Here is a 22975-nt window from a genome sequence, read left to right as displayed (position 1 = left end):
CTCGCGGGATCTCTCCCGCTGTTTGCTCACGTAGCTCGTGAAGTTCTTCCAGAGTGATTCCGTCCAACCGACCCATTACTATAGAATACGACTATATTGGGAAATACTTTCGCACGACCGTATGAGTTCGGTCTGCCAGTAGGTGTCTTGGCGGCGGAAGAGTGGTCGTGCGGCATCAACGACGTCATGCAACTGCTCGCTGGGTGTGCGGCCATCAGGTGTTGTCACGGTAACGCCGGCAGTGATCTGTTGTCTGAGTCCGCCGACGCGTTTCATGAAGAACTCGTCGGTGTTCTTCGTGAAGAACGCGAGAAACCGAAGGCGCTCGAGGGGTGGGTTGCGCTTGTCCGTGCCCTCACTGAGAACACGCTCCTGATAGGCGAGTTCCGAGAGCTCTCGATTGAGGTAGTACTGAGGCTCCGCCAGATCTGATTCGTTCATTTGTTCCCTAAGACCGCAACCATATTGGTAGTTTTTCATACTTCTTAAAAAGGGGCGGTCTCTTTGAGGTCGGGAGACTGAATCCGGAGTGAGAACTCGCAGGTAGCAAGCGTCTGCACAAGCAGAGCCGAACTGCTGTATGTTTTTTCTATGCAGCAATCCAATTCTGGTGAACTGCCTCGGGGTCAAGCCCCGAGGCACTCGCCTTGCTCATCTGTAGAATCTCGACGGTCTGATACTGCTGTATAGAGGGTGCGTATCAGTCATCGGGCCAGTATCGCACCCTTAGCCACCAGGGGTGGTGTCGTACCTCGGGACCGATATACTACCGTCGGCTCCGAAACACACCACGTGTCGGCGGTGGGAGAGATCACGCACACGATAGCGAGAGATGCAGTATCAGCCGCACCTTCGGCCCTTACTCCAGTTCGATCCACGTCAGTTCCCCTGATATCTACGGTTCGCCCTCTACGGTGGACCGGCGTGTTCGCCGGTCGTCTACCCGGACACCGCCGCTCGGGGAAGTGGCCGGCCGTTTTGTGGAGGGAGAGAGTTATGTACCAGTATCATTGATATTTCTACATGTACGCATCGATGACCAGTGGCGGAGACGAGGAGCGGTAGCTCCGATGACCGAGCACCCGGTGTTACCGGCCGAGGAGTCCGTGCTGACCACCATGGATGAGGACGACCTGTACAAGGGCAGCGGCAAAATCAAGAAGAAACACTACAAGCGGGAACTCGAGCGCCTCCAAGAGGAGCTCGTCAGGCTACAGATGTGGGTCAAAGAGCAGGGACTGCGGGTCGTCGTGCTCTTCGACGGTCGAGACGCGGCCGGCAAAGGTGGAACGATCCACCGAATCACCCGGCGGACGAGCTCCCGGGTGGTGAAAGTCGTCGCGCTCGGCAAACCCACCGAACGCGAGCAGAGTCAGTGGTACTTCCAGCGGTACGTCGAACACCTTCCGGCGGCCGGTGAGATGGTGCTGTTCGACCGGAGCTGGTACAACCGTGCGACCGTCGAACGCGTGATGGACTTCTGTACCGACGAGGAGTACCAGGAGTTCCTCCGGTCGGCCCCCGAGTTCGAGCGGATGCTCATGCGCTCGGGGATCATCCTCATCAAGTACTGGTTCTCGGTTAGTGACGAGGAACAGGAACGGCGCTTCCAGCAGCGCAGCGACGACCCGAAACGGCGCTGGAAGCTCAGCCCGATAGACCTCGAAGCCCAGGAGCGATGGGTCGAGTACTCGCGAGCGAAAGACGCGATGTTCACCTACACGGATACGAGTAACTCGCCGTGGCACGTAATCAACGCCGACGTCAAGAAACACGCCCGACTCAACTGTATCAGTCACCTCCTCTCACAGATCGACTACAAGGACATCATGCCCGGACCGACCGAGTTGCCGGACCGACAGCAGGATCCCAACTACGAGCGCCCGGCGATTGACGGCCAGAACTGGGTGCCTGCGCTGTATGGGTCGAACCCACCGACGGCCGACGTCGAACAATCCTGATCGCCCCGGTCTTGTGCCGTGCGGTTGCCGCTGTGCAGCTTCGTCCGATTCGGGCGGGGTTTGCTCAGCTCATCTTTTCGTTTTCGATGCGCTGTACCACGTGTTCGATATCGTACCGATTTCGGGTTAAGCGAGATTCCTCACTCGATATTGAGGTCTCCAGTACCGGTTCCGTCTTCGTCCCACTCCAACTCAAACTCAAGTTCTATCTCCGCTGAACCCCCAGATTTCGATGTCTCGCGTTCGACCTCAACCTCGAACTCAACACGTCTCGAGGGAGTGAGTGTCACGGACTCGGTACCGGATTCGAGAGTGAATTCATCACCGGACTCCAAGTGGTCTGCGACCGTTCGAAGGTACTGTGCAACTTCACTTGTGTCCATGTTCCGTTCGAATTCGAACAGTGTTTCTTCGGCCATTTCTTAAGCTACGATGGACAGGGTATTGAGTGTGAGTATCTGTGCAACCCATGCCACAGTTGACGCATCTCTCTAAGCGCGGGAGGAGGTCAATGCTGGAGCAGGCTGGCTGTGCTTCCAGCGCCCATACCGCTGCAATTGACCTCCTCCTCCGAGTAAACGCGGAGGAATCCGACCATCGGATTCGGGCGGTCGTCGCCGTTTGGTTCCAACCCGCACTCGGAGGGAACCGGCGACACACCGGGGGAACTTTCGTTTATCTCCCTCGTAGGGCTGTGGCCCGGCCAATGAGGCCCCGTCGGAATCTGTGTCATTGCCGTGCGAACCACCGCTGGTTCGCCACCCCTTGTGGTTCGGGGACGGCCTCTCACCGATTCCGTAGCATCCATAGTGATTGGAGGCCACGGACTTCAAACTGCCGGGACAAACGAGCCGAGTATCGCTCGATTTCCGCCTGAAGACGGAGGTATGCGCTTGTACCTCTATCAGAGAAGATGACGAGAACGGCGAACCTCGGAATTGGGGCGACCACGGCAATCTCGACTTGCACGGGTGGGCGTTCGACCGATTCACGACGTTTCTCGACTACAAGGCGGAGGCCGAGGGCACCGACGTGGAGTTGGTTTCCGAACGCGATACGTCGAGGTCGTGTTCGGCGTGCGGCCACACAGATGACAACCAGCGAGTTGAACGTGGGTTGTATGTGTGTGAGAAGTGCGATACGGTTGCGAATGCGGACGTGAACGGTGCGGAGAATATTCGGCAAAAGGTACTCCAGAGTCTCGCCACGGATGGCGTTGATAGGGATAACGACTGGTTGGCACAGCCAGCGGTTCACTTGTTCGACCGTAGTGAGGGCTGCTTCGCCCCACGGGAACACGTTGCCACCCGCGAACCGTAATATCGCAACTCAGGGGTGCGGTGCCGTAGGATTCCCGCGTCTTCAGGCGCGAGAAAATGTCAATTATTGAATAGCCGGTCGATAACGGCTCGCTGAATGAGGCCGGACCGCCGCTTGTCAGGCGGCTGTACCATCACGGCAGTACAGTCGATATTATCAACAAGCCGATCCCCGGGATAGCCGAACACTACACCCTGTAGCCCGCGCCGCTGAGTCGTCGTGACGAGCAGGTCTGCCGACTCCGCGAACCGCGAGAGCCCCTCAACCCGGTCGTCGGTTTCTAGGACCCGCGAGTCCGCATCCACAGTGAGTATCCGGCGGAGATTGTCGTGATACTCCTGTACAACGGCGCGACGCTCGTCCGAGGCGTCTGCCGGGACAGTCTGGAGCAACGTCAGCGTCGCACCGGTTCCCTCGGCGATCTCGTTGGCCACGAGTAGCTTCACCGGATCGTACGTCCCGCTATTCGTCCCCACTGCGATTTCATCGCCCCCGTCGAAGCCGCGGTCCTCGACCAGCAACACGGCACACGGCGCGTTCTTCAACACGTATTTGTTGAGCCCTCCGCGGTACAGTTCGTAGAGCTCTTCGGCCCGGCGTTCGAGCATGATGAAGTTCTCCTCGTGGAAGGAGGCGTACTCTACGACAGCGCGACCAACATCCTCGGTTTCGATCTCGCGAAAAGTGACGTTCGACAGCTCCCCGGCGCTCTCCGTGTCGTTGAGATTCTTCTGAGCGCCACCGCCAGAACGGCCGTCGTCCATGCTGACGGAGCTGGTTGTCGCGTTCATTGCCCACTCAGGGGGGTCGGTTCGCGGTGATTTGGTGTCGCCCGCGGTGAATATCCGGGGTGGGACTTGTGTAAACGTCCCGACGGTTATGTCCCCCTGACGGGAATCGGAGAACTCGACTGCGAGGCGGAGCATCTGTGCGCTCGTCTCTGATGGAGTGTCGTCGGTCACCACAACCAGCGTGTCGTATCCCCGTTGTTCGACGAACAGGTCCTTGGTTCGCTTGAGTGCGGTTTCGCCGACGCTCTTGCGGACGCCGGTGCGAGCCGCGCCCTCCCGGTCGGTGCGCGGCCGGACGTAGAGGTAGAAGTACACGATTGACACTACAGTAATAAACGCTGCGCCCGCGAACGGGACGAATCCAACCTGCGTGAGGACGAGGAGACCACTCGCCATCCCGAATATTTGCATCCATGGATACAGCGGCGACGTGAACACGGGGTCGTACCCGTCAACTGCGCCCTCGCGGAACCCGATGAGTGCGAGATTCACTAGGATGAAGACGATGATTTGGAACGCGCTTCCGAACTTCGCCACTTGGTCGATCGGGAGGAAGATAATCATCAGGGCAACAACTCCACCCGATACTACAACGGAGAGTACGGGCGTACTGAATCGGGGACTGACCCGTTCGAAAGCAGGGGGGACGAGTCCGTCACGCGCCATTGCGAACGGGAATCGCGACGCGGACAACAGGCCGGCGTTCGCGGTCGATGCGAGCGCCAACAGTGCCGCGGCGACGATCACGGCAGTCCCAATCGGACCGAGCACTTGTTCGGCGGCGAGCGCCATGATGGGACCCTCCCCGTCCGACTGGAGGTCACCCGCTTCGATTGCGGCCGGGATATCGACGACACCGACCGCGACGTAAACAACCGCGACGTACAGAGCGGTGGTGAACACGATCGACCCGATCATCGCTCGAGGAATCGTCTTGCCAGGGTCTTTCACCTCTTCGGCGACGGCGGATATCTTGATGACACCAGCATACGAGATGAACACGAGCGCGGTTGCCGCAAGCAGGCCGCCGCTCCCGAAGTTCCACGCCCCTGAAGCCTGTTCTGGGACGATGCTGGGAACACCGCCCACGATGAAGTACCCGAGCGCGGCGATCATCACGCCGACGATTACGAATTGGAATCTGCCAGCGCTTTTGGCACTCACGATATTTATAATCGTAAAGAAGATTGCCAACGCCACCGCAAGCGGAATAATATACTCGGCAATCCCTGGTGTAATGAATACGAGATACGGAACGCCACCGACGAGTGCTAGCGCGCCTTTGAACGAGAGCATGAACCAATTGCCGACACCGGCGATAGTGCCCAACAGCGGGCCCATCCCCCGCTCGACGAAAACATACGAGCCACCGTCCTCCGGCATCGCGGTCGCCATCTCGGAGGCGCTGAACGCGGCGGGGAGGATCAATATGCCGGCCAGCAGGAAGGCCAACACGACTGCCGGCCCGTCGACGGTCATGAACGCCACGCCCGGTAAAATAAATATGCCCGCTCCGACCATCGCCCCGATGGCAATCGCCATCGTCGGGAACAGCCCTAAGTCACGCTTAAGTCCTGATTTCACGAGATCACGCCAGTCTGCTTGACAACTACTATATGCGTCCGCTGCTAGTGAGAGTATCGATTAGTCAGCAACTTCCCGTGAGTCGGGGTCTCTATCCTGCGTATCTGCTGCGGCCAAAATCTCAGGATACCGGTTCCGTATCGTCATCTCGCTTACGTCCGTAGCATGAGCGATATCTGCTTGTCGGAGAGACTCATCACATCGCTTAGTGGCCGCGTACAATGCCCCAGCGGCGATACCTACCGGATGTTTCCCGCTGTGAACACCGTTTTCAACCGCTATTCCGGCGAGACGTCGTGCCTCTCGCTCTGTCGCGTCCGTACACTCCACGTCCGACGCAATCCGCCCGATGAACGAACGAGGATCTGTTGGTGGAATTTCTAACCCGAGTTCACGTGAGACGTGTCGATATGCCCGCTCAACGCGAATTTGTTCGACGCGGCTCACTGTTGAGACTTCGTCGATGGAGCGTGGGACACCGTTCATGCGACTCGCCGCGTATAGCGCCGCAGTGGCGACGCTTTCAACGGCTCGCCCCTTAACGAGTCCGTCCGCAAGTGCGCGACGATAGATGACGCCTGCTGTCTCTCGGGTGCTGTCGGGCACGCCAAGCGCGGAAGCCATGCGATTGATTTCACCAAGTACATGCATGAGATTCCTATCCGCAGATGAGCGCCGTCGGAAGCGCTCATCCCACCGTCGAAGGCGACGCATCTGTTGTCGCTGTTCTCCTGACAGCGCGTTCCCCTTCGCATCGGTGTCTTGCCACCCGATCATCGTTGACAACCCCTTATCGTGTAAGAGATTCGTACTTACTGGTCCGACGCGAGAGTCCTGATCGCCGGTGCCATCTGGCGTGTACAGTTTGATGTTCGTATCAAGCGTCGCGTCTGAAACGACGAGTCCACAGTCGTCACAGACCGCATCAACGTCATCATCGACTCGACGAAGTCGTCCGTGACACTCTGGGCACGTGGTCCGACTGTACTGTCCGTCCTTTTTCTTCTCCGAAACGGCGTCGGTAACAGACTGACAATCGCCGGCTGCGCTTGACGAGGGCGCATCAGTACCGTTTTTGCGGGAAACTGTGTCCGGCCGCTCTTCGTTAGTGCGCTCTTTCATCACGTGGCATCACCTTTCGTGACTGGGACAGAACAGACGCGTGCCACCGTGTATCTGGCCAGTACCGCTCATTGTGGGCTCTGAGTCGGCGTCGAGCCGCTGATCCTGATACCCTGTGCGGTAACTCTCGTAGCAACGGCAGATGGAACTGACCACACTGTCTCGGTAGGTACTGTCACTCCGTCGATCGCGAGACAGACGAGTTTCCCTCGTCCCCGCCGCGCCGCAACGACAAATTCAAACCGGCGTGATCGGTCGTCAGTCGCTGTCACGTGGATCGTTGAGAGCCCGTTCACACTCTCCCACGTTGTCGTGTCGACGACCCTGAGGTCGCCCGCAGGAGTGACAGCAGCCGAGCCACAGGCCGGGCAGGACCCCTCATGTGGACTTGTCCCGAGATACCCATAATCGGTGTCACACACAAAGCAGTGTTCCATGGTCAGAGACTAGTATCGATCCACGATCGTCTCTGCGATGTGTGCCCGACCGGAACATGCTGGACAGGCAACTACGTCACCACCGTCTAACCCGAACACGGTCACAAATTGTTGTGAGACGTGTGCTCCGCAGTGGGCGCACTCAGGCATCGGATTACCCCAGCGAACCCTCCATTTCGAGTTCGACGAGCCGGTTGAGCTCGACGGCGTACTCGATCGGCAGCTCCTCCGTGATCGGCTCGATGAAGCCCGAGACGATCATCTGCTTGGCGTCGTCGTCGTCGAGTCCGCGCGACTGGAGGTAGAAGATGTCCTCGTCGCCGATCTTGCCGACGGTCGCCTCGTGGGCGACGTCGACCTTCGACTCGTTGATCTCCATGTAGGGCATCGTGTCCGACGTCGACTCGTTGTCGAACATCAGCGCGTCGCACTCGACGGCCGTCGAGGAGTTCTCCGCGCCGTCCGCGATGTGGACGAGGCCGCGGTAGTTGGTGCGACCGCCGTCCTTCGCGATGGACTTGGACTCGACGGTGGACTTCGTCTCCGGCGCGTTGTGGTACACCTTCGCGCCGGTGTCGATGTCCTGGCCCTCGCCCGCGAAGGCGATGGTGATGTGGTTGTCGGAGGCGCCGCGCCCCTTCAGGATCGTCGAGGGGTACAGCATCGTCGCCTTCGACCCCATCGACCCCGAAATCCACTCCATGCGCCCGCCCTTCTCGGCGATGGCGCGCTTCGTGTTCAGGTTGTACGTGTTCTTCGACCAGTTCTGCACGGTCGAGTACTGGACGTGGGCGTCCTCGCCGACAAACACTTCGACGCCGCCACAGTGGAGATTGAACTTCGAGTACTTCGGCGCTGAACAGCCCTCGATGTAGTGAACTTCCGAGCCCTCCTCGGCGATGATGAGCGTGTGCTCAAACTGGCCCATCCCCTCGCTATTCATCCGGAAGTACGCCTGTACGGGCATGTCGACGGTGGTGTTTTCAGGGACGTAGACGAATGAGCCGCCCGACCAGATGGCGCCGTGAAGCGCCGCGAACTTGTTGTCGCTCGGCGGGACGCACTTTGTCATGAAGTGCTCGCGGACGAGCTCTTCGTGTTCTTGGACGGCCTCATCCATGTTACAGAAGATGACGCCCTTCTCCTCCCAGCGCTCCTGCATGTTCTGGTAGACGACCTCCGACTCGTACTGCGCGCCGACGCCGGAGAGGGCGTTTTTCTCGGCTTCGGGGATGCCCAGCTTGTCGAAGGTGTCTTTGATGTCGTCTGGAAGTTCGGTCCAGTCGTCGACGCCGGCACGGACGTCGACGTCGGGTCGGATGTACGGAACGATCTCGTCGACGTCGACCTCGCTCAAATCCGGCTGTCCGGGCCAGTCGGTCGGCATCGGCATCTCCTGGAACTGTTTGAGCGCGCGCAGGCGGCGCTCCAGCATCCACTCGGGTTCGTCTTTGTCCTCCGAGATGACGCGGACCGTCTCCTCGGTGAGCCCCTTCTCGGTCTGGAAGGCAGACTTCTCCTCCTTCTTGAACTCGAAGCGGGCCTCAGTGTTCGTCTCTTTGAGATCGTCTTGTTTTGAACTCATCAAAGTATTCTTCAGAGACTACAAATATAAGTGTGGTGCGCTGGAACACACTTTAGTAACTTATAATGGTTTCTTTAACGAATATGAATAACTTTGCGTGGTTTAATTTGGTTTCTATAGTTAGTAGAATTTAATATGTGGAAATAATTTATTGTGTATTCGTCATTCCACCGTCAACGATGAGCGATTCACCATTCACGTAGTCCGAGAGATCACTTGCGAGGTACAGCGCTGTATCTGCGACGTCTTCAGGCTGGCCCGCTCGCCGGGACGGAATCGATCGAAGGAAGTCTTCTTCAGCATCTGTACCCATAATCGGATAGTCCTCAGTCGTCATCGTCGTCTCGATCAGTCCCGGATGGATAGCGTTCACTCGAACGCCGTCGGGCCCCAAATTCGCCGCCATCGCATATGTGAGTAGTCGTACGGCACCTTTTGTCCCACAGTACGTGATGAACTCCCCTGAGCCCTCGAGACCGGCGACCGAGGAGATGTTGATGATCCGCCCGCCACCAGCTTCGACCATCCGTTTCGCCGCCGCTTGCGCGCCAAAATAGACACCTTTGACGTTGATGTCCATCATCCGATCAAACGCATCTTCGTCGACTTCGAGAAACTCCTCACCATGGAAGATCCCCGCGTTGTTCACCATCACGGTGACACCACCGAACTCCTCGGCAGCCTCAACTGCAGTCTCAAGATCGCCGACGTTTGTGACATCACACTCGACGAACGTTGCCCTCGCCTCCGTTTCGGCCTCGATCAGTTCGTGGGTTAGATCTCCTCCCTCGCGAGGAGACTCCTGGATGTCAGCGATAACGATGTCAGCCCCTTCCGAAGCGAACCGACGGGCAATTGCGCGTCCATTCCCGCTGGAGCCACCGGTAATGACTGCCACGTTGTCTTTGAGTAGTGTGGACATACCACATGATCTATGGTGAGTGAGAAAATAACTGTATCGCGCTTGTGCGGTTCGAACACCATATTGTGGGCGCTAAAATCGCATCCAAGATTGAGGAAAAATAAACTATACCGACAGATCACTCTCTCCCGTAGTTCAACCTCGTCTTGTTCCAAATCTGCGCTATGTGCTCAGGACGACTCAAGGAATATATCACTAATTGAGAATTTTTATAGAGCCGACGAGTTGGATACTACGATAATTCGAATCAAAATCACTCGTTAGCGAGAACGACTCGACAGCACTCGATCGCTGCTTCGATGTGGCGGTCGGCGACCACGTCGCCCGTTTCGTCAGCCGACTCAAGCAGTGTGGCAACTTGGCGGACCCGTTTCCGTCGAGTTTGCGTCTCAAGACCGTCACTGGTAGCATCGCGGGCGACGGCTTCAGCCTCTCCGAGCCATCGGTTCGTCGCTGGCGGAACTGGGCGGTCTGCGGTCGCAGTTAGATGAGTCGCCAGTGCGTCGACCGCAGCCCGCGGCTCGGTTGGGATGTCGATTTTGTCCGTCATCGTCGGTGTATTGGCACCCACTGTGAAGAATTGTTGCGCCAAGCTACACTCCAGATGCTTGCGAACGTCTCCAGCCGAGCACGACCTCTTCTTCGCCTATTGTAACACCTCCGCGGTATCTGTCTGGGCTCGTTCGAGAGACACACCAGACGACACAAAGCCGTACGCAGCCGAGAACGACTATGATCGAGTCGCTCCTCCGGATTGACGTCGTCCTCTTCGTCCTGATCGGCGTGCTGGGCGGCGCACACTGTATCGGGATGTGCGGTCCACTTGTGACGATGTACTCGAAGCAGATGAACCCGCAGCCAGACGGCGGGACGGTGACAGCCAACGACGGACGTGCCAGTCATCTTACGACCTACGAGGTTCGCCAGCACTTCCTGTTCAACGTCGGCCGGGCGACCACGTACGCGATTCTCGGGGCCCTCTTTGGTGCGCTTGGGAGCGTCGTGTTCGTCACCGCTGACCAGCTGACACCGATCGCTGATCTCCTGCGGGGTGCTGTCGGTCTCGCGGTAGGGGGATTCATCGTGGCGACGGGCGTTCGGTACGTCATCGGGGGGAGTGGAGGCGATATCCGAATACCCGGCGTCCAGCGCGTCACGTCGTGGCTTGCGACGAGAGTTCACCGACACGTGAACAGCCCGAGTATTGTCGGCCTCGGCGCCGTCCATGCGTTTCTTCCCTGCCCGATGCTGTATCCCGCGTATCTGTTCGCCTTCGCGAGCGGGTCCCCCACCACTGGAGGAATCGCTCTCGGTGCCCTCGGTATTGGGACGATCCCGGCTGTCTTCCTCTATGGAACGATTATCCAGTCGATTGACGTTGCCCACCGGCGACGCGTTCATCGGCTCCTCGGCGTGGTGTTCGTCGTGCTGGGGTACGTGCTGCTCGCGCACGGACTGATGGCGCTCGGTGTTCACCTTCCGCACCCGATGTTCCCGCATTACCAGCCCCTTGGAGGCGTGATGGGGCACTGACCCAGCTCTGGATCCTTTTCGCTGGCTCAATGTAGGTGACGGCTCTAAGCAACAACTACGAGGGGAAACACGACGGTAGCTGGCCTCTGGGAACCCAAGATCCCTACTTCAATCGCCCAACGCAGGGCTCGGTCCCGTTCCACAAACGACAAGTCAATACACATGATACGTTTGCTGAGGCGGTCGAACTCTGGCATAGGAACTTACAATCGTCCGCCTCATCCTCTAATTTAACACCAGCTTAAGCGTCTCATCAACTGCTTTGGGGGTAACTCACGCGTTGCGTTGCCGGAAGACAAGAGCGACAAGAGCCACAACAAGCACAATCTGAACGATTTTATCGACATACCCAACAAGGGTGAAGTTCCCCGCCTTGGCAACGTACCACAGTGGGATCTGGACGGCTGTATACGGGATCGCGGCGATAGCGAGACCATGGCGACGGACACCCCGTGTGTACAGGAGTATTCCCCCGATGAAGCCAACACCAGCAAGAAGTACCGGCGGCGCTCCCTCTACAACACCAGCATATAGGTGTGTTGCGGCTGTGATGCCTAACAGAATAAGTACGACTTGCTCAAGTGTTGACAACGAGTTCATCCCAGAGGTTCCCGTCGGTGCCTGTTGAGTCGGTGTGGACACAATATATTAGTGTGACTCGACAAGCATTAATCTTGTGCCATTAATACAAGACTATTTGAACAATAAGAATTTAACGGATCCAATGGCTGTGAATGACTGCTATTGGTAGTCTACACCAACTGACCGAATACGACACACCGGCCTCGCTGTCAGGAGAGGACACCCTGTTACCCAGTATGAGCCTGTCATAGAAAGCCTCACGTGCGAAGCAGCAGGGTTTGGAGACAGTGTCTACAAGCTCCAAAGCCCTACAAAACAAAGCTTCGGCCGACGAGTTCTTGAATGCAGCGGCTACCGAGACGGTTCCGCTGTTTGAGCATCTCGACTTTGAGTTTCTACTGGAGTACGAAGTGTTCGCCCCCGCTCGCCGGGGGCGAAAACGAGTTCACAAACCACCAGACCTCTTTTGCGGCTTTCTACACTGCTACTACGAGGATGTCTACGGCACTCGTCCGGTCACACGAGAACTCCAGCATAGCCTTGTCTGGTACTACTGCGGACTCGACAAACCGCCGTCTAGAGACACTATTGATCGGTTTCTCACTGATCTCGAACACGTTGTTGACGATGTCTTCGACAGACTCGTCGAGCAGGCCGCCGCCCGCGGCCTGCTCGACCCCACGTACTCCATCGATTCGACTCATATCGAAGCGATCCAGCACAACGACGCCGCCTCGTGGAACTACGACCCAACAGCCGAGGAGTACTACTACGGCTTCGGCTGTACACTCGTCTCGACCGGCGCAAAGATTCCGATAGCAGCGGAGTTCACACAAGCTAAACAAGCGGATCAGGAGACGGCGATGCGCGTCACGCGTGACGCGCTCGCCGTCGATACACCGATCTGGATGCTTGGAGACAGCGCCTACGATATCCTCGACTGGCACGACCACCTGCTGGCCGCAGAGGTCGTGCCAGTCGCACCGTACAATCCGCGAAACACTGATGACCCGAAAGACATCGAGTACAGAGTCGAAGACCGTATCGAAGAACACAGCGAGGAAGTTCAGCTAAAGCAATCCATCTTAGACGAGACGTACAATCACCGGACAGGAGTCGAACGAACCAACGATGCGGTCAAGGACTGCGGCCTCGGGCACGTCCGCGCCCGAGGCCGCGTCCACGCACGAACACAAGTGTTCCTTGCGCTGTGTCTCCGTCTCGTCGTTGCAATCACCAACTTCGAGCGGGGAGACGACCCTTGCCGCGAGAAGCTCAAGCTATGAGATCGTTTCTATGACAGGCTCCACGACGGGTAATCGAACCGCTGCGTTCGAGGACTGTTTGACTCTAGTACTTCACGTCCCTCAAAAGCCGAACCAAACTTTGAACTCGACTAAACACCCGACAGAGGAGCAACAACTGTTTGTCAATAAGAAGAAAATTTGATTATGATCGAGATCTAATTATGAACCATGAGCAAGACAGAACAGTCAAACAACTCTGAAAAAGAGATTGTCGCCGTCACTAAGCACGGCCAGGCGACCATCCCAAAACGGTTCCGCGAGAAGCTCGGGATCGAAGCGCCTGGGAAGGTGTTGTTCCGAGAAACCGAAGCTGGAGAGGTGATCGTTGAACAGGTCCGCTCACCGAGCGAAATGCGCGGCTTTGCCGCCCGTAGCGAAGCGAGTACGGACAAGCCTGCGTCCGAGATCCTCAAAGAGAAACGCGACCAAGACCGGAACGAACGCGACTCGCAGTTCACAACTGAAGAGTAATGTCGGTTCCTGATCGCGTTGTCTTCGACGCCGAGCCACTGATTGCACACGCCGACGATGAACCAGGCAGCGAGATTGTAGAAGAGTATCTCGACGCGGTCGCAGTCGAGGACACCGTCGGCTACGCCAGCTACGTGAATCTCGCTGAGATCCGGTACACAATCGCCCGGAAGTACGACCGCGACACAGCCGACGAGTACTGCGACTGGCTGACCGATCTCGGTATCAAAACGGTAGATGTCGGCGATACTTGGACGGACGCCTCGGAGTATACGCTCAAGTATAATCCTGCACTTGGCGACTCGTTCGCGCTGGCAACAGCTGAACACGTCGACGCGACGCTCTTAGTTGGCGGTGACGACGATTATGACGACGTCTCCGATATCCCGGTCGAACGGTTCCGCGACGGTTCCGCGTAGGCACCCGTTCGAAGATCTGACTTGTCTGTGACCCACAACCCCACACCCCACCCATGACCCAGACACTCCACGTTCAGATCAAGTCCACCGGCCGTAGTGACCTCGAAGAGCGTCTCGAAGCGATCGACGCCGGCGACGACGTCGAACCAGATGAGCCGACGCTGTCGATCGAGGACCTCGAGACGTTCGGCCGCGTCTTCCGGTCAACCAACCTCGAACTCCTGGAAGCGATCGTTGAGCACGAGCCGGAGAGCATCCGAGAACTCGCTCGCCTTGTCGACCGAAACCCACCGGAGGTTCTCGAGAACATGAACGAGCTGGCCGACTACGGCCTCGTCGAACTCGAGGAGAATGGTCGGGCGAAGCGGCCGGTCGTGTGGTACGACGAGATTGACGTCGACATTCCGCTCACGACTGGGTCGGGACAGGGCCGGAAGGCGAACGCCTGACTCAGCGAAGATACACGATGGGCGACGACGTCGATAACATCCGTGAATTCGACGATCGGCTCCACCGGTTCGCCGAAGAGCTGAACCGGGACGCAGATCGCGTCACATTCCCGACGACGACGGCTGCCAGCAAACAACTGACACGGAACTACCGGTCGACCCAATCTATCCTACGGTTCTCGACACAGGCGCTGACGGCTCGTGCGACGAACAGTGAGTTACTCGATGTTGAGGCAATCTCCGAGGCGGTCACACGGTTGAAGGCGGACACAGACCATGACGAGAGCCGTATTGATACGGTCGTGCGAAAGTATTTACTATAGCAATCGTATTTCTACATAATGGATCGGCTGGACGACATTACCCTGGAAGAACTCCAGGAGCTACGTGAGCAGACGGAGGGAGAGATCCCGCGAGAACGCGTTCTCGCGGCGATCGGACGAAAGCAAGGCGATGAGGTTGACAGACTTGCTGAACGCCACGGGGTTGTCGAGAAAACGATCCGCAATTGGCTCGATCGGTTCGACGAGGTACCGATCGAGCAGGCTCCTTACGACCAGCCTCGACCTGGACGGCCTTCGAAACTTGCGGACGATCAGCGTGAGGAGCTGTTCGATCATCTGCAAGAGCCACCAACTGAGCGGGGCTACGATCAGCAAGCGTGGTCGACGAAGCTCCTGTTACACCACGTTAGAGTGGAGTACGGTGTCGAATACAGTAAGGGTCATGCACGGAAGTTGATGGGGAAGGCCGGGCTGTCCTGCCGGACAGCACGGCCGCGTAATCATGAAGCTGACCCAGAGGAAGAGGCCGACTTTCAGCGGACAGTTCAAAAAAACGACCTGAATTAAGCGAGAAAACTGTCGTTGTTGTTGATCAGTTTACCAAGCGTGTCGGTACGGTTCAACGCCGGGGCTGGTACCCGATTGGGTCAAATCCGACGATAGAGACTTCGAACTCGTGGGATAAGGTAACAGTGTTGGGCGCTGTCACCGACGACGGTGACAGCTTCTACTGCTGGACCGAGGAAACGCTCACGTCACAGCAGGGGATTTGGCTGCTTGGAGCGCTCCAAAAGAGATTCGGTGAGGAGTTGGTAGTGTTTCTTGACCGCGCTGGGTACTTTTACAACCGGGATCTCTGGGAGCACGTCAGTGGTGATCGCACGACCGAGACTGTCGAAGACAGTTCGGTCGCGTGTGTACGCGGAGATGAAGAAGGTGAGGAGCACCTCGATGTCTGGTACTTTCCGTCGAAATTACCGGAGCTTAATCCGGTCGAAGGATGCTGGGATCGACTCAACGAATGGTTCAAACACCGCCTCATTCCTGATCTTGCGACGCTGAAACAACAGATCCAACGGGGGCTCTCCACCGTTGCTGAACCGAATATCTGGAACTATCTCTGCCCGTAATTTCCGGTAAAAACTAACGCACGACTGTATCATTGAGTACCTTCTCGGTGCTCAATCAAAACTCAGGGCGCTATTATCCACCGGAAATCTAGTGCGTACGGCCCGCAAAGCCGCCAAAGGCTTAGGTTCAAGCCGGGGAACATCCATTTGGAAGGAACACTGTCACACGCTCCTTCCACCCCTTCGCATGAACGCTGACGAATCGCCCCTCGGTCGGTGCCCGAAATGTGGTGAGGACATATCCGAAGCGTGGATTCTGGTTGAATACGAGAAGGACGACAGCACAGAGGGCGTGTGGACCGAATGCCCGGCGTGTGAAGACGTTGTAGCGCCGGAGTAGAGAGACAGCAGAGTAATGTGTGACTCGTCGCGTATACGCTGTACGGTCTATAAATGGAGATTTCAGATCAACTTCGGTGTCTGTTCTCAGGGAAGGTCGAAGCGCGTAACGGGTCATACGTGGTTGAGATACCGGAACAAGAGCTCCGCTTGGGCGACTTAGAGGCAGACGAAACGTACCGTGTCGCTGTGTTGTCGTCATCCACCTCCAACAAGCCCGCCACTACTGACGGCGAGCCACAGCCCGAGCAAACGTCACAGACGCCCCCTGTCGAGGAAGGCGAACAGCGCACTGTCGAAATTGAAGACATTGGTGACCAAGGCGACGGCATCACCCGCGTTGAGCGCGGGTTCGTCGTTATTGTTCCCGACACCAAACAGAGTGAGCGTGTTACTATCGAGATCACCGATGTCCGCGAGAATGTCGCCTTCGCGGAAGTTGTCGAACGCGTTAGCTACTACGAGTAATCTGAAGCGTTCATTCTCTTCGTCTGAGGGCGAGATTGCGTGAGCGATGTCGGATATTTGCTTATATTATTCCCGTAGAGTTTGATCTTACTCCCGATGAAGTAGAGCACTTCAGACAGGAGGTGGGACAAGTACAACTACTGAGTTGTACTAGGCTTCTGTCTCGCCGATATACACCAATGATGGGAATACTGTGATCGTCATCAATGCTGACGATGAGCGTGTCTTAATTGATGCTAGGCGCCGGCCAGTCGGGTGTAATACCGACCAGCTCGGCACTCGTTCGCCAGAGCCGCCGTCGCACCGCCTGGTTCGTCGCTTCGGGTGCGGGGTCAACGGGACCATCGCTGCCAATGTATTGGCCACTCACGGAGCCATACCGAGGGCCCACCAGAAGCGTTTGGAGGCGTTCGGCGGCTGCCTGTTTTGAGGTGGCGACACCTGGAACCAGCCCGGCGATCCGAACCAGCAGCCGCGTTCGAAGCGACGCCTCGCGAAACAGCTCTGTCGACGGAATGAACCCCGGATGAACGCAGTTGACCGTGACCGCAGAGTCGTCCGGAAGGCGGTCATCGAGTTCGACCGTGAACGCGATGTTCGCTAGCTTCGAGCGGGCGTACGCGTCGAGTGCGTCGTACTCGTCCATCAGCTGTAGGTCATCCAGATCGAGTGTCGCCCGTCGGTGGATGTCTGAAGCGGTAACGACAACACGTGGATCGGGTGCGTCACAGAGATGATCGAGGAATTCGTATGTCAAGAGGTAGGGAGCCAAGTGGTTCACCGCGAGCGTGAGTTCGATTCCGTCTGAACTCTCACGCCGTGACCCAGTCGAGAGTCCAGCGTTGTGAGCGAGGACGTCAATCCGATCGTACTCGCGTTTCACATTTGTTGCGAGGGACCGGACGGTGGATTGAGAGGCGAGGTCGGCCTGATAGAACTCGATCCTCCCGGCAAAGTCTTCGGACTGTTCTGTGAGGGTGGCCCCCTTCGATTCGTCGCGGCCGACGGCTACGACGGTCGCACCTCGGTTTGCGAGGTTGACCGCTGCCACCCGTCCGAACCCGCCTGTTCCGCCGGTGAGAAGGATTGTGCGGTCAGAGAGATCGTTGGTCATGCCCCGTGTCGACGCCGACGGTTCAAAAGCGCGAGGAGCACATACACAATACCGATCACGCAGACACCGTCGGTGAGAGGCTCATTCCACTCCACCGATTCCGGGTCTTCATACACGAGTGGTCCCACAATTTGCTCGTACAGCCCTGGAATGAACAGTAAGACGGCACCAACGATTCCAGTGACTTTCAGCAGTCACGCATAGAGGCGGCCATCACAGAGCGTAGCAAGCGTGAGCACTACTCATTCTACCCGGACCAGAAGACTAAATCACGGATGGACGGTGTTTTTCCTCAGGGTTCTTGACCGCAATCGCTTCGAATACCTCCACGATTCGGTTCGGAGCGAGCGTCGTGAGAACGCCGAGCGCACCGAGAACCTACCGTAGCATACGCAGTCCTTCGGTCTGACGAATATTAAGAGTCGATGCCCGGCAGGATAGATCTCTCACATTATGACAGCGGCCGGATGACGTTAACCAACAGAGCTGTGGACTAACCGCGAGTGTTGGTTAATTCTGATCGCTCTTATATAGAAACGCGGAAAGCCCGTATAATTACACTCAGACAGTTCTAATCTGGCGATATGTCTTCCACTGAGTCAGCGTTCGGCGGGATGTTTCGGCAGCTAATCGAGCTCGGAGTTATCGAGATCAACACCGAGCCGCTCGATGCCCGCATCGAGCGGCGGCTCAAGCAGTTCTGGGAGAATACATCCTGTCCTCGCTGCGGTCACCAGAGCATTATGACGTGGGAGAAACACGACCGAGTTCGGTGTCGTAATTGCGAATTTAAGCCAGTATACACCCATGGAACGCCATTTCACGAGAAGCACCTCACCGCAGGAGAGGTGCTTCTCGCTTTCACCCTCTACGCAGATACACTGCTGAGCATCAACCAGATTGCGCCGCTACTCGGTCGTACTTACAAAACCATTCACACAGCGATTCGGGAGGCGGAAGCCGCGGTTCAGCGCGGCTTCCCCCTCACCTGGGAACTGTTTAACCAGACCGTCGATGGACCGACACAGGTCGACGAATCTGGCAAAGTCTGTTCTGGTTACAAAGGCCAAGAGCCGCCGCGAAACAGCCGTTCTCGCGGCGGCTCGTCGCGCACTGGCCGATCACGCTGGCGAGGGCGTCACGGTGACCAGCTGACGCTCGTCGCGGCGTGCCGCGACTCACTTCGTGTGATTCGCGGACAGCGCGGGATCGACTACGAAGGCGACCTTGAGCCAGTGATTCAGGAAGCTGAAGACCTCTCCCAGCCGCTGGGAGAGGTCTGGACAGATGGACTCCAAGCGTACCGCGAGATGGATCGGGATCACCGAACGGTCGTCCACAAAGAGAGGTACGTATCGCCTGACGGAGTCCATGTTAATCAGGCAGAATGTCTGTTTTCGCTTGTTCAACCGTGGCTGCGGAAGTTCCGCGGCCTGTCCAAGCAAGGCTTGGAACAGGCCGCTCATACATTCGGGATCATTAGATCGCTGAATCTCACAGGCGCATCCGTCGATATCACTATCGACTGCCTTGTTATGGGGGCTTTCCGTAGTTCTACATAAGAGCGATTCTGATATCGTGGTCGCCTAAGCTCCTACTCCAATGCGTTCGATACTGACTAAGAAGTCATTATTAGGACAACATTTCGAAGATCAGTAATTATTTCAAAACATGAATACGTAAGAGAGGGTATGTATGATCTCACAGGCTTTCAGCGCGATTTGCTGTACGTAATTGCCGGCCTCGATGATCCACATGGGCTCGCTATCAAGGATGAGCTCGAAGATTATTACGAAAAAGAGATTCACCATGGGCGGCTCTATCCGAATCTCGACACGCTCGTTGAGAAGGGACTTGTCGAGAAAGGTCAACGCGATCGACGAACTAACGAGTACACTACTACTCGGCGAGGAACCAGAGAAATCGGGGCGCGAACAGACTGGGAAGCCGAGTACATTGAGTACAACGGCTGAATCGTCGGGATCGAGAACAGTCTAGCTTCGCCGCTTCATTTTGGATTTTCGTGTATCGGATCTACAATCGTTTCGCAGTTGGGACACTCTGCCCAGACTCCTGCCTCACCCTCGGTAGTCTCGTATTCGATCATCACCCACACCTCACTAATCTCATGGCCACACTGCGGGCAACTACCCAGCACGGAGTTGTTTGCTGTCATGAGTTCACGTGAGGCGTATTTACTCGACTCGCTACGTGCCACTACGAGCGGCAGTCATCTAACTCTTTGTCAGACACTCTCGTGGTCTATGAACTGAGCGAGGTGGACGAAACAGCTCTCCAGAGTATGGATGCTGTCACCCACGATTACCCTCCGAAAGCACTAGCAGCGTATCAGGCCCCACCACGATAGGCCAGCACCGACGCAGCTACACTCCGAGGAATGCCGGGTCGACGTCGTTCAGGCGACCGGTCGATTCGAAGTGATTCCTGAAGTCCCGGTAGAGTTCCGTACACTTCCCATCAGTGTCGTATCGAAGGGTGTGAAAATCACCAACGACCGCACAGTACCGCTTGGCCCGAGTGAGAGCAACATTGAGCCGTCGCGGTCCGTCGTTGGCGCGACCGAGAAAGCCGATGTCACCGTCGGCATTACTCCGAACAAGCGAAATGATGACAGCAGTCTTCTCGCTCCCTTGGAAGGAATCGATAGTGTCGACAGTGATCGCAGTCGCGTGGTCGACGTGATCGTTGAGTTGATCACGGAGTAGTCGAGCATGGGCAGCGTATGGTGTGATCACACCGATCTCTTCCGGTGGAACATCTTCAAGAGTAGTCTGAACAAGGTGAACGACAAGACGTGCTTCAGCCTTGTTGGCCCGAGAGTGGTTGACGATATCGACCGAACCACCGATATTGTAGCCTTCAATCGCTGGCGTGTCAGCAAGCGGGGTGACGACGCGGCCGGTTCGGAGCGACCCATCGTAGAACTCGCGGTTGGAAAAGTAGGCAATGTCGGGGTGCATCCGATATTGAGTCTTCAGTTGGAGGCCAATCTCTTCGTAGACGCCACCGTCGGCGTAGAGGTGTTCAAACAGTGAGAGTCCATATCCAGAATCGGGTGGATCGTCTGTCGCACTGAACGGTGGGAGTTGTTCGTGATCACCCGCAAGAACAGCTCGGTCGACGCGGGCAAGTGGAATACACGATGCGGTACAGGTCGACTGCGTCGCTTCATCGAGAACGAGGAGGTCGAACTCACGGGCGAGCGTGGCCGCACTGCTGTTGGTCGCTGCGACAACCTCAACTCTTTCAGCAACATCTTGGTAGCTCTCCCGGAGAACGTTATGCGTCGACCGCTCGGCGTTGACACGGTCAAGAGTGAACTCGCCGGATCCGTATTGCCCGTAGGCATGGAGTGACCCAGCATCAAGATCACTACGTGTCGAGTTGCCGGCGACGAGGTTGTCTAGCGCCTGGTTCGAATCCGTACAAACAAGCACATCCTCGCCAGCGTCGACGGCGCGACGGATAATTTCGACGAGTGTCCTTGTTTTCCCTGTGCCCGGCGGCCCGTGAATACAGAAGAGCTCATCGGCGAGGAGGGCATACTCGACAGCGAGCTGCTGTTCTTGATTGAGATCGTCATCAAACGATTCGCTCACTGCGGCAGCCTCATTCGAGAATGTAAGCGGGCGATCGCCGACAAGCACCTCGTGGAAGGAATCATCTCGTAAGGACTCGATGGCGGTGAGCTCGCGATCAAATGGAACTGGATTGAGCCGTTCGGAACACCCGATCGTATGATCGCCCTCTAGATAGGCGCTGACTGTTCCCGTAGTATCGACGGTCTCCCACTCGAGCGTGAGCCAGATATTCAGCCCACGGACGCGTTCAACTTCGGCAGCAACCGGGAATGAATCAGGTGCGTCGTCAGCCTCAGCATGAATCAGAACCTCGTTACCTTGGTAAATGCCGAACTCGCTTTCGACAAAGTAAGCCCAGTCGTCGTCGCGACGGTCTTCGAGCCGTGGATCGAGATCGACTCGGAAGCGGTATTCGCCGTTTTCTTCGCCACGACACAGCAGTTGGGGAATGGCGGATTCACCGCGTTCGTACAGCGCTCGTGCTGAGAGATTGCGAGCTTGCGTCTCGTTACCTGCTCTCGTCGCCGCACGCTCATCAGCAATGTAGTCCCGAAACTCTGTGAGTAAGTCAGCGTCTTCCACTGGGTGTATCGGATCTTCGTGGTCATCAATCGGAGCATCGTACCCTGGTGGGTACGTCTCCGGGAGATAATCCGAATGCCAGAACCGAATTCGATTCGCAAGTTGCGTGCCGCCAAACTCGTCGGCAGCAATCGGTTTCACATCACCGTTTTGCTCAACAAGGAAGATCTCGCCACGTACCTCATGGTCGGTGTAGGCAACGAACTCCTCGGTCGGCGTCGCGTTGTCGAGCCCGTGTAACGGAATACATGTCCAATCCCGGTCAGGATGGGAGAGTTCGTCGTGATGGCTCGCAAATGTGGCGATAGGGCGGACTGGAATATGGTCAGCTGTCTCAGAAAGCTTCGTTTTGGAGGCAGTATGGAGGACAGCATCAGTAAGCGAGAACTGATCGGCGGCATACTCAAACAACAGAGACATTGAGTAACATGCTCTCTTGACACCATATAATACTTCGTCGCTATTGGGCTACAGAAAATTGAGGAGAAGGTCTCGCGTTTTGGCGCAAAGAGAATACCAAAGACTGTCGAGACGAATGCCTCGGTTTGACACCGAAGCTATTCACTAATTGTGGGTGGTACCACACACACACCCCGGGTGTCGAGTGTAAGTTGATAAGATGGTAGGTCACTACTCGGTAGTCTATCCGGTTTCTACTATCATTAGATGCCGATTTCACGCGGAAGAGTTCTTTAGACATCGATTGATAGTAGTCTTACTACTACTATCTATAATTAATATAAATATTTTATTATACGGGCAACAAACAACAAAGAATTAGACAGTACAAGCAGTTTTGAGCCAATATAGATTCTAAGAATATATCCCTTATATAGCTCTCGTGAGGATAGGATGGAGTCTCTCGACGAACTGTAAGCCTAGTAGAAACTACGACAGAATCCTTGTTTTAGCCGTTTACAGTCTATCTATATCGGTATTAAACGTATTCTCACGTACTCAAACAACCGTTTAA

General features: G+C 56.5%; 20 protein-coding genes and 3 pseudogenes. 13 read left to right on the top strand and 10 right to left on the bottom strand.

What is annotated here, in order from left to right:
* Positions 1-123 precede the first annotated feature (123 nt).
* Positions 124-441: pseudogene (locus EXE41_RS11425) on the bottom strand (polyphosphate kinase 1); the annotation flags it as partial.
* Positions 442-1118: 677 nt separating this feature from the next.
* Between EXE41_RS11425 and ppk2 the strand changes: the two are divergent.
* Entirely contained in the window at positions 1119-1961 is an 843-nt protein-coding gene (gene ppk2, locus EXE41_RS11420) for a polyphosphate kinase 2 (RefSeq protein WP_137691085.1), read from the top strand.
* 140 nt (positions 1962-2101) lie between these two features.
* Here the strand turns inward: ppk2 and EXE41_RS11415 are convergent, their stop codons facing one another.
* Positions 2102-2380 (bottom strand): amphi-Trp domain-containing protein, encoded by a 279-nt coding sequence (locus EXE41_RS11415; RefSeq protein WP_137691080.1) that lies wholly within the window; start codon positions 2378-2380, stop codon positions 2102-2104.
* Positions 2381-2864: 484 nt separating this feature from the next.
* Between EXE41_RS11415 and EXE41_RS11410 the strand changes: the two are divergent.
* Positions 2865-3281 (top strand): annotated as a pseudogene (locus EXE41_RS11410) (zinc ribbon domain-containing protein); the annotation flags it as partial.
* 59 nt (positions 3282-3340) lie between these two features.
* Here EXE41_RS11410 and EXE41_RS11405 read toward each other — a convergent pair.
* From EXE41_RS11405 to EXE41_RS11380, 5 genes are all read right to left on the bottom strand, one after another.
* Positions 3341-5656, bottom strand: coding sequence for an amino acid permease (locus EXE41_RS11405; protein ID WP_137691079.1), 2316 nt, complete (start codon positions 5654-5656; stop codon positions 3341-3343).
* A gap of 60 nt (positions 5657-5716) precedes the next feature.
* Positions 5717-6307, bottom strand: a complete 591-nt coding sequence (locus EXE41_RS19650; protein WP_256370418.1) for a transcription initiation factor IIB family protein — start codon at positions 6305-6307, stop codon at positions 5717-5719.
* A 1062-nt stretch (positions 6308-7369) separates the two neighbouring features.
* Positions 7370-8800, bottom strand: coding sequence for a Fe-S cluster assembly protein SufB (gene sufB / locus EXE41_RS11390; RefSeq protein ID WP_137691076.1), 1431 nt, complete (start codon positions 8798-8800; stop codon positions 7370-7372).
* 148 nt (positions 8801-8948) lie between these two features.
* Positions 8949-9722 (bottom strand): SDR family oxidoreductase, encoded by a 774-nt coding sequence (locus tag EXE41_RS11385; RefSeq protein WP_137691075.1) that lies wholly within the window; start codon positions 9720-9722, stop codon positions 8949-8951.
* 253 nt (positions 9723-9975) lie between these two features.
* Complete coding sequence (locus EXE41_RS11380) at positions 9976-10272, bottom strand: hypothetical protein (protein ID WP_137691074.1); 297 nt, start codon at positions 10270-10272, stop codon at positions 9976-9978.
* Between the two features lie 182 nt (positions 10273-10454).
* Between EXE41_RS11380 and EXE41_RS11375 the strand changes: the two genes are divergently transcribed.
* The gene (locus tag EXE41_RS11375) at positions 10455-11255 is read left to right on the top strand and encodes a sulfite exporter TauE/SafE family protein (protein WP_137691073.1); all 801 of its coding nucleotides are present in this window, start codon (positions 10455-10457) and stop codon (positions 11253-11255) included.
* Between the two features lie 273 nt (positions 11256-11528).
* Here the strand turns inward: EXE41_RS11375 and EXE41_RS19645 are convergent, their stop codons facing one another.
* A complete protein-coding gene (locus tag EXE41_RS19645; RefSeq protein ID WP_241987233.1) occupies positions 11529-11897 on the bottom strand; it encodes a hypothetical protein in 369 nt (122 codons plus the stop codon).
* A gap of 227 nt (positions 11898-12124) precedes the next feature.
* On the opposite strand from EXE41_RS19645, the gene EXE41_RS11360 reads away from it, so the two are divergent.
* The 8 genes and pseudogenes from EXE41_RS11360 to EXE41_RS11325 all read left to right on the top strand — a co-directional run bounded on the left by EXE41_RS11360 (position 12125) and on the right by EXE41_RS11325 (position 16704).
* Positions 12125-13123 carry a transposase gene (locus tag EXE41_RS11360; protein WP_137691072.1) on the top strand — a complete coding sequence of 333 codons (999 nt, stop codon included), beginning with the start codon at positions 12125-12127 and terminating at the stop codon, positions 13121-13123.
* A gap of 189 nt (positions 13124-13312) precedes the next feature.
* On the top strand, positions 13313-13615 hold the full coding sequence (locus EXE41_RS11355) for an AbrB/MazE/SpoVT family DNA-binding domain-containing protein (protein WP_137691071.1): 303 nt from the start codon (positions 13313-13315) through the stop codon (positions 13613-13615).
* Positions 13615-14034: a PIN domain-containing protein gene (locus EXE41_RS11350; RefSeq protein WP_137691070.1), complete on the top strand. Its 420-nt coding sequence runs from the start codon at positions 13615-13617 to the stop codon at positions 14032-14034. Before EXE41_RS11355 ends, EXE41_RS11350 begins: the two co-directional genes overlap by 1 nt.
* Before the next feature lie 53 nt (positions 14035-14087).
* Positions 14088-14483 carry a hypothetical protein gene (locus EXE41_RS11345; RefSeq protein WP_137691069.1) on the top strand — a complete coding sequence of 132 codons (396 nt, stop codon included), beginning with the start codon at positions 14088-14090 and terminating at the stop codon, positions 14481-14483.
* 17 nt (positions 14484-14500) lie between these two features.
* Positions 14501-14806, top strand: coding sequence for a hypothetical protein (locus EXE41_RS11340; protein WP_241987232.1), 306 nt, complete (start codon positions 14501-14503; stop codon positions 14804-14806).
* 18 nt (positions 14807-14824) lie between these two features.
* A complete protein-coding gene (locus EXE41_RS11335) occupies positions 14825-15334 on the top strand; it encodes a winged helix-turn-helix domain-containing protein (protein ID WP_137691068.1) in 510 nt (169 codons plus the stop codon).
* A 17-nt stretch (positions 15335-15351) separates the two neighbouring features.
* Positions 15352-15897, top strand: a pseudogene (locus tag EXE41_RS11330) (transposase); the annotation flags it as partial.
* Between the two features lie 393 nt (positions 15898-16290).
* On the top strand, positions 16291-16704 hold the full coding sequence (locus tag EXE41_RS11325) for a TRAM domain-containing protein (protein WP_199240874.1): 414 nt from the start codon (positions 16291-16293) through the stop codon (positions 16702-16704).
* Positions 16705-16930: 226 nt separating this feature from the next.
* Here the strand turns inward: EXE41_RS11325 and EXE41_RS11320 are convergent, their stop codons facing one another.
* Positions 16931-17818, bottom strand: coding sequence for an SDR family NAD(P)-dependent oxidoreductase (locus EXE41_RS11320; RefSeq protein WP_137691067.1), 888 nt, complete (start codon positions 17816-17818; stop codon positions 16931-16933).
* 584 nt (positions 17819-18402) lie between these two features.
* On the opposite strand from EXE41_RS11320, the gene EXE41_RS11310 reads away from it, so the two are divergent.
* Together EXE41_RS11310 and EXE41_RS11305 are read left to right on the top strand one after the other, a co-directional pair.
* A complete protein-coding gene (locus EXE41_RS11310; RefSeq protein WP_137691066.1) occupies positions 18403-19380 on the top strand; it encodes an IS1595 family transposase in 978 nt (325 codons plus the stop codon).
* A gap of 129 nt (positions 19381-19509) precedes the next feature.
* On the top strand, positions 19510-19791 hold the full coding sequence (locus EXE41_RS11305; protein ID WP_137691065.1) for a helix-turn-helix transcriptional regulator: 282 nt from the start codon (positions 19510-19512) through the stop codon (positions 19789-19791).
* Positions 19792-20202: 411 nt separating this feature from the next.
* Here EXE41_RS11305 and EXE41_RS11300 read toward each other — a convergent pair whose 3' ends face one another.
* Positions 20203-22422, bottom strand: coding sequence for a DEAD/DEAH box helicase (locus EXE41_RS11300; protein WP_137691064.1), 2220 nt, complete (start codon positions 22420-22422; stop codon positions 20203-20205).
* Between the last annotated feature and the right edge of the window lie 553 nt (positions 22423-22975).

This window comes from Halorubrum sp. SD690R, from assembly GCF_005435035.1.
GTDB lineage: Archaea > Halobacteriota > Halobacteria > Halobacteriales > Haloferacaceae > Halorubrum > Halorubrum ezzemoulense.
Note: the sequence above shows the minus strand (reverse complement) of the source record. Positions and strands in the feature narration are given on the sequence as shown.